We start from the raw sequence: 10,400 nt of genomic DNA on the forward strand, positions 1-10,400 counted from the left end.
GCATGCGGCGCGCAGTGTCACGTATCCTGCCATTCTTCAGTCCGCATCTGCGACCAGCACCGACCGTACGGCAGCGGCCACCAGCGGGAACTCCTCGTCCATGAGGGTCCGCGGGTCGAGACAGAAGCGCCCGTCCTCCACCCGGCCGATGACCGGGATGTCCGTGGCCAGAAGCCCCTGGCGCAGGGCCTCCACATCCATGGCAGCGGGCGCGACCGTCACCAGGCTGGTGGGCAGGTCCTGCTCCGGGAAGGAGCCCCCGCCCACGCGCGAAAATCCGGGTTTCACCCCGACCGTCGCCAGCCCGGCCATGTCCTTGGATAGCCGACGCCGCAGACGCCTGGCCCTGGCCAGCAGCTCCTCGCGGCCGGCCGTGATCATGGCCAGGGTCGGCACCTTGCGCCGCGCCAGCTCCGGGTCGAGGTAGAGGCGAAGGGTCGCCTCCAGGGCGGCCAGGGTCATCTTGTCGATGCGCAGGGCGCGATTGAGCTGGTTCTTCTTGATGCGGTCGATGTACTCCTTGCGGCCGACGATGATGCCGGCCTGGGGCCCGCCCAGGAGCTTGTCGCCGCTGAAGGAGACCACGTCCACCCCGCACTTGAGCACCTGCTGCACCGTGGGCTCGGGCATGAAGCCGTAGGGCGAAAAATCGAAGAGGTTGCCGCTGCCCAGGTCCTCGAAGACCGGCAGGCCGCGCTCGCGGCCCAGGGTCGCCAAGTCGGCCGCGTCGACCTCCTTGTGGAAGCCGATGATGCGGTAGTTGGAGGTATGGACCTTCATGAGCATGGCCGTTTCGTCGCCGATGGCCTCCTCGTAGTCGCGCAGGTGGGTGCGGTTGGTGGCACCGACCTCGCGCAGCACGGCCCCGCTCTTCCGCATGACCTCGGGGATGCGAAAGGACCCGCCGATCTCCACGAGCTGCCCGCGCGAGACCACGACCTCGCGCCCCTTGGCCAGGGTGTCGAGGACCAGCAGCACGGCCGCGGCGTTGTTGTTGACCACAAGCCCCGCCTCGGCCCCGGTCAGGCTGCAGAGCAGCTTTTCGACGTGGGAGTAACGGCTGCCGCGCTGCCCCGTCTCCAGGGCCAGCTCCAGGTTCGAGTAGTGCCGACAGCCCAGGGTCACGGCCTGCACGGCTTCGTCGGCCAGGATGGAGCGGCCGAGATTGGTATGGATGACCACGCCCGTGGCGTTGAGGACGCGTCTGAAATGCGGCCGTGAGGCGAAACGCACGTAGGCGCGGGCCCTGGAGCACAGGGCGGGCAGGGTCAGGTCGGATTCGGCGGCGATGGCCCCGGAGCGGATCTCCTCGCGGCAGAGGTCCAGAAATTCGCCCACGAGATCCTTGAGGAGCGGGCGCGGCAGACCGGCCAGGCTCTGGTCCTGCTCCAGTTCGTGCAGAAAGCGGTCCACCGACGGGATGTGCCGAAAGAGTGATGACACCGGGATCTCCTTAGGGTTCAAGATGTTCCGGGTGAAGCTCGTAGTATGCGCCCACAAGGTAGAGGGAGCCGCAGACGAGAGTCTTCACCTCCCCCTGCAAGGCCGCTCCCAGGTCCGGCGCGACTCGCGCCCGAGGCCCGAGGAGCGCGGCCAGATCTTCGGGGTCGCTGGCCCGCTCCAGGGCGAGCTTGGGGACCACGATCTCGTCCGCGAGGCCCCGCAGCCTAGCGAGGATGGCCGGCTCCAGGGTCTTGTCGCGCATGGCCTGGAACACGAGGCGCTCGAAACGCTCCCCCGACCCTTCCAGGGCGTCGCACAGGGCGGCCAAGCCCATGGGGTTGTGGGCACCGTCCACGAGAACGTTGCCGTGACGGCGGAATCGCCCGGAAAAACGCGTCCTGCCAAGGACTTGTGTACACAGACCCGCGTCAAATTGCCAGCCTCCGCTGCGCGCCAGACGGCTCCAGGCCAGCAGGGCCAGAGCGGCGTTGCCGAGCTGATACGGCGGGTGGCCGGGCAGCAGGTCCGGGGTCAGCAGGACAGGCCCGGATTCCGTCGGGATGCGGAACCCGGCTTCGACGCGGCAATCGTCCAGACACAGAAAATCACGCCCCGCGCCCGCCGCACGAAAGATTTCCATGACCTCAGGCTCCTGCGGACCCGTCACCGCCGGGCAGCGCCCCAGGGCTCCGGCCTTGTCGCGGGCGATGTCGGCCAGGGCCGGCCCCAGGACATGCTCGTGGTCCATGCCCACCGGCGTCATGACGGCCAGATCGGCGTCCACGGCGCAGGTCGCGTCATGGGTTCCGCCGAGCCCGGCTTCCAGCACGGCCAGGTCGAGCCCTTCGCGGCCGAAAATCCGCAGGGCCATGACCGTCAGCAGCTCGAAATAGGTCAACCCCACGTCCGCGCAGGCGCCCATGACCGCGTTGGCCTCCTGGAGCCAACGCTCCTCGGGCAGCATGCGCCCCCGGACGCGGATGCGCTCGCGCACCCCGACCAGATGCGGGGAGATGTACAGCCCCGTCGACAACCCGTGCCCGCGCGCCAGGGCTTCCAGAAACCCGGACGTGGACCCCTTGCCGTTGGTCCCGACCACATGGGCGACCATCCGCCCCGGCCTCCCGAGGCCGAGCCGCCCCAGAGCCTCGTGCATGCGCGACAGCCCCAACTGCATGGAAAAAAGCCCCAGACCGTCGAGATACTCCTCGAACCCGGCAAAAGAAACGAACTTCATGACCGCTCACAGGCTCCAACAGTGAAAAACACGCTCCGGCGGCCCGCAACCCGCCGGCAATCCCCACCCGGGCAGCTTTCATAAAAGGTTCCCCACCCGGCGGCAACTGAAATCCCGCAAGCCTCCGCTTGACTTTCAGAGCCGCAATCAATACCCAGTTTTCCTCTCACGCGCGCCAGTAGCTCAGGCGGATAGAGCAATTGCCTTCTAAGCAATCGGTCGGGGGTTCGAGTCCTCCCTGGCGCGCCACAAAATCAAGGGCTTACAGAAAAAACCTGTAAGCCCTTTCTATTTCCCCCACCATATCCCCCACCTCAAAAAGCCCGGCCAGCCTCGATTTTCGGCCGGTGGGGGACAATCACAGTCCCAACATGCGCCGCACGGCCGCGGGGTTCCTGCGAATGTGATTGAACACAACCTGTTCGCCCTCGGTCCCTGACAACTCGTTGGCGATGGCGCCCTTGCCTATGGCGTTCACCACCTTGGTGCCTCGCTGCGCCCTGGTGGCCTGGGCAATCTCACGCAACACGGCCATGATCTCGCCGTTCGATGCCCCGCCGCCCATGGCTTCCATTTGGCCCTTCGTGAAGACGCCCTCTCCCTTCTGCAGGATGGCCGGGAATTCGTCCGGCATGAGGCCACTGTGGAAGCGGGGAGCGCCCGCGAATGTCTCCGCAGGCACCGGACGCATAAACGACGCCTCAGAACCCACGATGCCGCCGCCATGGTGCCCAACCGAGTAGTAGAGGCCAGACGCGCCGGACGGGGCCACGGACGGGTTTAACGTGCTTCCGCCGCCGAAGTATGCGGACGCCGCCGACATTCCGACCTTGAGCACGTCGTTAAGCCAGTTGTAGCTCTCGGACGCCAGGGACTTGAAGGCCAGGCGGGCAATTTCGGCGTTGATGTGGCTCACCAGGTCGGAGAACTCCGCTTTGCCGGTCCGCACGTACTCGACGATCATGTCTTCCATCCCCTGGAAGGCCGTACCCATGACGTCCTCGACGGCCGCCGCTGCGTTGCCGGCCTCGTCGGCGTAGGCCTGCAGGGCCCTCGTCGCTCCATCCTGCCAGTCACGGGAAATGGCGAGCTTTTCAGCGGCCACCCACCGGGCCACGGCCACCTCGTCGGCGCCGGCCTTGAGGTAGGCGGCCGCCTGCGCGTCAATCTGAGCCTTTTTGAATTCCGTCTCTCCGAGGACCACGGCCTTGAACTTGTCGGCGAACTCGGTCACGAGCTGCAGGTCTTGTTCCAGTGCCCGCTGGTTCGTGGCCACGGAATCGGCGATGGCCTTGACGCGCGCGTTCTCGTAATCCGAACCCCACTTGTCGATGGCCTCGGCCGCCTTCCGGCCATCCTCCAGCATCTTCTCGTAGGCCTTCTGTGCCGCCTTCGTGGCCCGGTCAGCCGCCGCCTTTTCCGATTTGCTTTGGGCCTTGGGTTCCGCCACGGTCGCCGCCGGAGCGACGTATGCGGGCATAACCATATCACGGTTGACCTTCGCGCGGTATTTGCTCGGGTCCATGGGTTCCATGGCGAGCCCGTCCCAAATCCAGTGGGTCTTGCCTTGCTGAACCTGGGCAATCATGGCGTTCAAGCCCGCAATGGCTTCCGTGACAAGGTTGATTCCTGCCACGGCCGACTCGCTGTGGAACATATTGTTCTTCAGGTCGGTCCATTCCTCGGACAGGCCATTGACCGCAGCTTGGGCACTCTCCAAGGCCGCCGTCTGGGCCGCTTGGCCGTAGACGCGCTGGAGCTCGGCCGCCAACTTCGGAAGCAGATCGTCAGCCATGACTTGGCCTTCGGCCACCATCTTATTGAGTTCGGCCGTCGAGACGCCCATGGCCCTGGCCGCCAACTGGAACGCGCCCGGAAGTCGGTCGCCCAACTGCCTACGCAATTCCTCCATGCTCACGGTGCCCTTCGAAATCATCTGCTCCATGGCAAAAAACGTGCCCTTTGTCTGGTCGACGGAAAGTCCCAACGCCGTTGACGCGGCCGTGACTGCCGAGAATATCTTGCGGGTTTCCTCGCCTTCAAGCGTCGTTCCTCGGGCGGCCGCCGTCAGTGATTTGAAGGCCGGGGCCAATTCGTAGAAATTTTGTCCGAGTCGGCTTGCTTCGTCCCGGAGCCATCCCATAAGTTCCGCGGCGCCGGCCTCGCTTCCCGTGATGGCCACGAACGAGCGCTGCAGCGAATCCATAGCTATGCCGCTGTCGAGGACGGCCTTGCCAAACCGCGCCACGGCGTCAACGCTCAAATATGCAAGCGCAGTGCGCGCCGCCATGCCCAACATGCCCGCGGAATCGGCCGCGCCGCTCATGCCGTCGGCCACGCGCCGGACCGCCAGGGCGTCGACACCCATTTGGGCGCCTAAACGCTGGATCTCGTGGCGGGTCAGCCCCGCGGCCTGGGCAACCGACCGCAGCGCCCGTTCCTGAACCTGGGCCGCTTTCGTCTGGAGCATCCGCGTCTGAAGTTGCGAGAACTCGGCCGCTGTCAACCCCGTGAGCCGCTGCAACTGGCCGAGGTCCACCCCGAGGGCGTCGAATTCCTTGCCGGTCAATTTCGACGCGTTGTTGAGCTTGGACAAGTCCGCAATCAGCGCGTTGATGCCGTTCCCTGCCTGCCGAGGGGAGAGGGCATTGTTCAGGGAGTTGGACATATCCGTGGCCGCCCCGTTCACGATGCCGCGCGCGGTGTTCAGGTCCGCCCGGAGTTGGGTATAATCGCCTTGGATTTCAACAAAGATGCCGGGAATTCGGATAGCCACGGCGCACTCCTATTGTTTTTTTTTGAAAAAAACCCGCCCCAGATTTCTCCAGGGCGGGCTCAAACCTCCACGCTTTGCTCCAAGCGCCGCGCCTCGGTTTGATGTGTCCATGAGGTAGTAGGACGCTTCCAGCGCCGAACTGCAGGGCCAGCGCAAGAAATTTCTTAGTCCACGATGGCCGACGCGCCGACGCCGTAGCGCAGATCTGAAAGCAGGTAGACCGCACTGGTCACATTAAGCGCGTTGCTGGCGGCCGTCTTCACGGTGATGCAGTCGAAGCCGTTGGCCACGTCCAGGGACGCGGCGTCGATTTCGAAAGCGACCAACTTGTGCTTCAGGGTCGCGCTCGTGGTGTAATCCACGTCGTCGGTCTGCCGAACCCAGGCGTCGCTCGTGGCGGAATCGGCGACCAAATAGATGGGCACCGCGTTGGTGATGACCTTGGAGTCGGTGCCGGCAACGACGGTCGCCTGCTCGATAGTGATGGCCACAGGGTCGGCGTGGCCCTGTGCGACGTGGACAAGCACCGTGACGTGCCCGGCCTTTTTCAAGGATATGTAGTCGCCGGTAATGGCCGCCCCCACTTGGGGGGCGATGGCCTCAACGATCTTGACGTGTTCAGATATGTTCATGGCCTACCTCGCTTCCAGCATCACGAACGGGGAAAGCGTGTTCGAGCCCTTGAGCGGCGTGATAGGCTTGTCGTGGAGTGGCTGGCCGTTGTTCCGCATGATGAACCGGAAGGCAGTCTCGTCGGTCAGGAACTTCACGTGGATGGACTCGGCCTCCTCGACTCCGCCCTTCTGAATCAGAAGATACTGGCTCCAGTCGGCAAGCACGATGTCTCCGAGGTCGCCCAAGGTCTCGCAGAACTCCACCGGCACGATGGGCAGGGAGAACAGGGCGCCGAAGGGATTGCCCCGGAAGTCGGGCGTGAACACGGGCTGGTCGCCGACTTTCATGAGCGGGAACTGGGGCAGGCAGTCCTGATTCACGAACCAGGCCGCGTTGCGGATGTTGCCCTTGAAGCGGGCCATCATCTTGACGACGTTTTCCGCCACGATGGTGTCGTTCGCCTGTGCGCCTTCCTTGGCCACGGTAATGGGCAGGGCGGAATTGGTGATGCCCAAGCATTCACCCGCGCCGGAGCCCTGGAAGATTTCGTAGTCGAGCTTGAAGGCCAACTGCTCACGCAGCACGCGCTTCGTATAGGCGGCCATGGCGGGCGCGTCTCTGAGCATCCGGTTGGTCACATAAACCAGTCCGTACAAGTCTTCCAGGCGCAATTCGCGCTCCTTCAGCTTGGCCTTGCCGCTGGAGGACATCAGGTCGGCTTCGCCCTTGCGGTAGACTTGGACGCCGTTGATTTTGCCATCCGAGCGGTCACGATCATCCGCGGCCAAGTAGCTGTAGGAATCGGCGTTTGGGCCGATGGGCTGGATGGAGCACCGGGACGAAAAGACGCCGGTCTGAATGGCCGTGGTGGCGATGTCGGCCGCTTTGTCAGTCTCCACCAGATAACCGCCCTCGGAGGGGGTGCTGGTATTGCCGCCAGCCGCGTTGACGATCTGCTGATACCTTTCAGCGGCCGCGCTCTTGGCCCGCATGTCCGTGCCCGTGGTCATGGCCATGACGTCGAGCATCTGCTCGCCCAGGTCTTTGTAGACGCGGGGCTGGTTGACGATGGAAATGCTGGCTTCGCCGGCACTGCCGGCCACAAAAAGAGCGTCCTGGGGGTCGGAGAGACCGTCCAGGCGCATGACTGCCTGGATGCGGGATTCGATTTTTCTGGCGTCGTTCATCAGACCGTCAAAGGCCTTCTGGTCTTCGGGGCCGAAGTCGGTTTTCATCTGAAGGGCGCGGGCCAGGGTCACTTTGTCGGCCAACGTTTCTCGAAGGGTCATGAGGTCCATGTGAAACTCCTTTTTTGCGAAGTTAAAAATTGTTCAGGGAAAGTTCAGCCAGGGCCAGGGCGCGGGCGCGTCGTTCTTTGTCCGGGTCCGCCGCTTGGCCGGGCGTGAAAATCCGGTCCACGAATCCGTGGTGGAGGGCTTCCGCCGCCGTGAACCACGTTTCCGCGTTCATCCACTCGCGAATCTGCTTCTCCGGCTTGCCGGTCTTGGCCCGGTAGGTCTGCACGATGTTGTTCGTGGTCTGACGAAGCAGGGCAGCATAATTGAGCATTTCCTCTTCGCCGCCGGCGCAGACGCCCCAGCTATTGTGGATCATGAACGCGCCGCCGGATGCCATTTCCACCTCGTTGGCCGCGATGGCTAGGCCCGTTGCTGCGGACGCGCAAAGCCCGTCGACATGGGCAATGACCTTTGCAGGGTGTTGGGCGATGGCAACGCGCATTGCTTCAGCGTCGAGAACTGCACCACCAGGGGAGTTGATGCGCAGATGAATGGTTTTCGCCGTGATAAGGGCGAACTCCGGCACCCATTCGCGGGGGTCGATGCCAAACCAACTCCCGATGGCGTCGTAGATGTAGAGCGTGGCCTCAGACTTGGCCGCGTTGAATGTAGGGGCGGGGCTTGTCAGGACGGGCTTGCCAGCCTTCTGCCGGGCCAGGGCCTCGGACTCGGCCCGGGCCAGCAACTCACGCGCAGAGAGTCGGGCGCTCATCGGGGGCCACCTTGCGGGAGGCTGTGGCCGCGCATGTGGTGTTCCGTCATGGCGCGAGCCAGGTCCACTTCGGTCAACTGTCCGCGCTCCACCAAGATGAGGAGAGCTTCCAGCAGTTCGCCCTGGGGCAGGCCAGCCTTGGCGGCCTCGACCTTCAAGCGCTTGGCCGTGGCAGGGGTCAGCCTGATTCCATGGATTTTTTTTTCAGTCATAAAGGGCCTCCGTTCGTTGAGGCCCTTGTGCAACAGATCAAACGTGTTCAACTCCCCTGAACTCGTTCGCGGGGTCGCCGCCCGACCTCCTCCACGATCTCTGCCGGGCTTATTTTGTGGCCAGTGTGGCCAGGCTTAACCGTTGGTGCGTCTAGGTTTTCGGCCACTGGTTCATTTGAACCAGCCTTGGCTCGTAGAACCTTGCTCTTGATCGTTTCCGGATTCACCTTCGCCTCAAACACCTTCTCAATCTCCGCAGCGCCGCCCAAAACCGCCCTGATTTTGACAACGCAAAAATTGTAGAGGGCACGCCGGTCTTGGCGCGAGTCTTGCGAAGATTCGCCCCCCCCCGGGCCGGATCGTCCGCACCCCGCAGGCCCGCGCCTCGCATCGCCACGCGCCCGCCGTGGCCTCGCAGGGCCATTGCCCGACAGATGGGCCACCCGCCTGGACGCGCCCCGGAGACGGGCGAACAGGGGGCACGAAAAAAGCCGCTTTTCAGCGGCTTCCTGGGTCAGGCCCTGGCCTCGCGTTGGATCTCTTGGCGCACGCACCAGACGCGCTTCTGTGGCACCCCGAGGGACTGGGCAATCTCGGCGTCCATGCGCCCGGCCCGGACCATGGCCTCGATGACCTCACGCCCGACCTTGGGCTTCCGCCTGGGCCTGGACAGTCCGAGGTCGCGCTTGACCTCGCCCACGAACCGCGCCGAAACGCCGACCTCGGCCGCAACGTCGCGGATGGATGCGCCAGCCTCCAGCAACTCGGCCACGCGGACCTTGCGGGGCTCCGGGCGAATGGCCGACGTGGGCAGAATAATATCCTGCCCGCCATAGGTCGCGGAGAGGGCTGCCGCAGGCCCGGCGCCTATCAACTCCACGAGGTCGGGGTGCGGCGCCCGTGCCCGGACGTACAAGGGCCGGGATGCCTTTTCCCGAAGCAGGATTGCGGCCGCCTCTTCGCCGACGATCTCAGCCAGCCGAGCGGCCGGGCACCATGTCGCGCTCATTTTTAGGCCTCCACCATGTTGATGATTGTCTGGGCAATCCCGACCACGGCCTTGCTCCACCAGCAGGGCCAGGCACCCGCGCCATGGATCCGGTGCAGGTCGGCCAGCCACTTCTCGGCCTCGGCCCTGTCCATGGCCGGGAACGCCTCGCTGTGAGCCTGCAGGAAGCCCCGGCACCGCTCGACGTGATGCAGGGTCCGGCGTAGCGCCGTGGCCCGCTCAGGGCTCCAGGGAAGGGCACACAAGGGCAGGATCCAGCCGCCGACGTTCACCAGGTTGACACCGTGCTCCCGGCACTGACACGCTAGGTGGGCGACCTTCAGTAGTTGGTCCTTGTCGTCGGGCGGGTCGATCAGTCGGAAGGGGTCACGCGCCATTGCCTGCACCCTTCCGCGCCGCCTTACGCTTCTCCCGGCACCGCCGCCGGAAGTCCTGGGACCACTTCAGAGGCATCGGCCCGTCCAGCACCTTCACGTCCGCGTTGCAACTGCAGGCACCGCCAGCGAAGATTCCGCAGTCGTCGTCATGGAAGACGCCAACGTGTTGAACCGTTCCGGGCTTGAGGGACATCTCCAGATTCAAGAGTTTTTCGAAGTAGGCCATGATTGATTCCTATATTGCCGGGTCGGTCGTGCACCGCCCGTGAAGGTTTTCGCCAAAGGGGAAGGTTGCTTTCCCTGGCCAGTTTTTCGCCAGTTTTTCATTTTCAGAGGGGGGGGGTAAAACTGAAAAACTGAAAAACTGATTTGGTCCTCGAAAATCTCTAACTCAATGTAATGACTTAGTTTTTCAGTTTTTCAGTTTTTACAGTTTTTACAGTTATTCAGTTTACCCCCCCGACAGGGATTTTTGAAAAACTGAATTTCCATGAGTCGTTTTTCAAAATGAAAAACTGACCAATCAGCGCACAACCCCGTAAGATTTTCGGTTGTACTGGCCCTCGTCTCGAATAAAAATCTGCCCTGGCTTGGCGTGATATTCCGATATGGCGCACGCCTGAAGAACGCCGCGCACTCGATGATACGACACGCCCGGCACACTCATAAAATGGTCCGTAATGAGCACTTGGTTGACCGGCTCGGGCTGTTCAAGAAGAAA

Annotated in this window: 11 protein-coding genes and 1 tRNA gene; 1 reads left to right on the plus strand and 11 read right to left on the minus strand. The window is 63.6% G+C overall.

Translation table 11 applies throughout. From position 1 onward, the window contains the following. Positions 1 to 36 precede the first annotated feature (36 nt). Both selA and G394_RS0117030 read right to left on the minus strand, forming a co-directional pair. Positions 37 to 1,443, minus strand: a complete 1,407-nt coding sequence (gene selA / locus G394_RS0117025; RefSeq protein WP_028578669.1) for an L-seryl-tRNA(Sec) selenium transferase — start codon at positions 1,441 to 1,443, stop codon at positions 37 to 39. Between the two features lie 10 nt (positions 1,444 to 1,453). Further along, positions 1,454 to 2,680 (minus strand): bifunctional folylpolyglutamate synthase/dihydrofolate synthase, encoded by a 1,227-nt coding sequence (locus G394_RS0117030; protein WP_028578670.1) that lies wholly within the window; start codon positions 2,678 to 2,680, stop codon positions 1,454 to 1,456. A 172-nt stretch (positions 2,681 to 2,852) separates the two neighbouring features. Between G394_RS0117030 and G394_RS0117035 the strand changes: the two genes are divergently transcribed. Then, positions 2,853 to 2,929 (plus strand) — tRNA-Arg (locus tag G394_RS0117035). Between the two features lie 109 nt (positions 2,930 to 3,038). On the opposite strand, the gene G394_RS0117040 is transcribed toward G394_RS0117035, so the two are convergent. The 9 genes from G394_RS0117040 to G394_RS21545 form a co-directional block, all read right to left on the minus strand. Then, a complete protein-coding gene (locus G394_RS0117040; protein ID WP_028578671.1) occupies positions 3,039 to 5,456 on the minus strand; it encodes a tape measure protein in 2,418 nt (805 codons plus the stop codon). Between the two features lie 164 nt (positions 5,457 to 5,620). Beyond that, positions 5,621 to 6,088 carry a hypothetical protein gene (locus G394_RS0117045; RefSeq protein WP_028578672.1) on the minus strand — a complete coding sequence of 156 codons (468 nt, stop codon included), beginning with the start codon at positions 6,086 to 6,088 and terminating at the stop codon, positions 5,621 to 5,623. 3 nt (positions 6,089 to 6,091) lie between these two features. Continuing rightward, positions 6,092 to 7,369 carry a phage major capsid protein gene (locus G394_RS19805; protein WP_051307296.1) on the minus strand — a complete coding sequence of 426 codons (1,278 nt, stop codon included), beginning with the start codon at positions 7,367 to 7,369 and terminating at the stop codon, positions 6,092 to 6,094. Positions 7,370 to 7,391: 22 nt separating this feature from the next. Continuing rightward, complete coding sequence (locus tag G394_RS19810) at positions 7,392 to 8,081, minus strand: head maturation protease, ClpP-related (RefSeq protein ID WP_084435797.1); 690 nt, start codon at positions 8,079 to 8,081, stop codon at positions 7,392 to 7,394. Continuing rightward, entirely contained in the window at positions 8,078 to 8,293 is a 216-nt protein-coding gene (locus tag G394_RS0117060; protein ID WP_028578460.1) for a hypothetical protein, read from the minus strand. Before G394_RS0117060 ends, G394_RS19810 begins: the two co-directional genes overlap by 4 nt. A gap of 514 nt (positions 8,294 to 8,807) precedes the next feature. Next, on the minus strand, positions 8,808 to 9,302 hold the full coding sequence (locus G394_RS0117065; protein WP_028578673.1) for a hypothetical protein: 495 nt from the start codon (positions 9,300 to 9,302) through the stop codon (positions 8,808 to 8,810). A gap of 2 nt (positions 9,303 to 9,304) precedes the next feature. After that, positions 9,305 to 9,679, minus strand: coding sequence for a hypothetical protein (locus G394_RS0117070; protein ID WP_028578674.1), 375 nt, complete (start codon positions 9,677 to 9,679; stop codon positions 9,305 to 9,307). After that, positions 9,669 to 9,905 (minus strand): hypothetical protein, encoded by a 237-nt coding sequence (locus tag G394_RS0117075; RefSeq protein WP_028578675.1) that lies wholly within the window; start codon positions 9,903 to 9,905, stop codon positions 9,669 to 9,671. Before G394_RS0117075 ends, G394_RS0117070 begins: the two co-directional genes overlap by 11 nt. Positions 9,906 to 10,202: 297 nt before the next feature. After that, on the minus strand, positions 10,203 to 10,400 hold a 198-nt coding region (locus G394_RS21545), incomplete at its 5' end, for a hypothetical protein (RefSeq protein WP_028578676.1).

This window comes from Desulfomicrobium escambiense DSM 10707 (assembly GCF_000428825.1).
Taxonomy (GTDB): domain Bacteria; phylum Desulfobacterota; class Desulfovibrionia; order Desulfovibrionales; family Desulfomicrobiaceae; genus Desulfomicrobium; species Desulfomicrobium escambiense.

What these genes read in the sequence shown, in the direction of transcription:
- G394_RS19810 (WP_084435797.1), bottom strand. Translation starts at nt 8,081, where the DNA reads ATGAGCGCCCGACTCTCTGCGCGTGAGTTGCTGGCCCGGGCCGAGTCC.
- G394_RS19805 (WP_051307296.1), bottom strand. Translation starts at nt 7,369, where the DNA reads ATGGACCTCATGACCCTTCGAGAAACGTTGGCCGACAAAGTGACCCTG.
- G394_RS0117075 (WP_028578675.1), bottom strand. Translation starts at nt 9,905, where the DNA reads ATGGCCTACTTCGAAAAACTCTTGAATCTGGAGATGTCCCTCAAGCCC.
- G394_RS0117060 (WP_028578460.1), bottom strand. Translation starts at nt 8,293, where the DNA reads ATGACTGAAAAAAAAATCCATGGAATCAGGCTGACCCCTGCCACGGCC.
- G394_RS0117065 (WP_028578673.1), bottom strand. Translation starts at nt 9,302, where the DNA reads ATGAGCGCGACATGGTGCCCGGCCGCTCGGCTGGCTGAGATCGTCGGC.
- G394_RS0117045 (WP_028578672.1), bottom strand. Translation starts at nt 6,088, where the DNA reads ATGAACATATCTGAACACGTCAAGATCGTTGAGGCCATCGCCCCCCAA.
- G394_RS0117070 (WP_028578674.1), bottom strand. Translation starts at nt 9,679, where the DNA reads ATGGCGCGTGACCCCTTCCGACTGATCGACCCGCCCGACGACAAGGAC.
- G394_RS0117030 (WP_028578670.1), bottom strand. Translation starts at nt 2,680, where the DNA reads ATGAAGTTCGTTTCTTTTGCCGGGTTCGAGGAGTATCTCGACGGTCTG.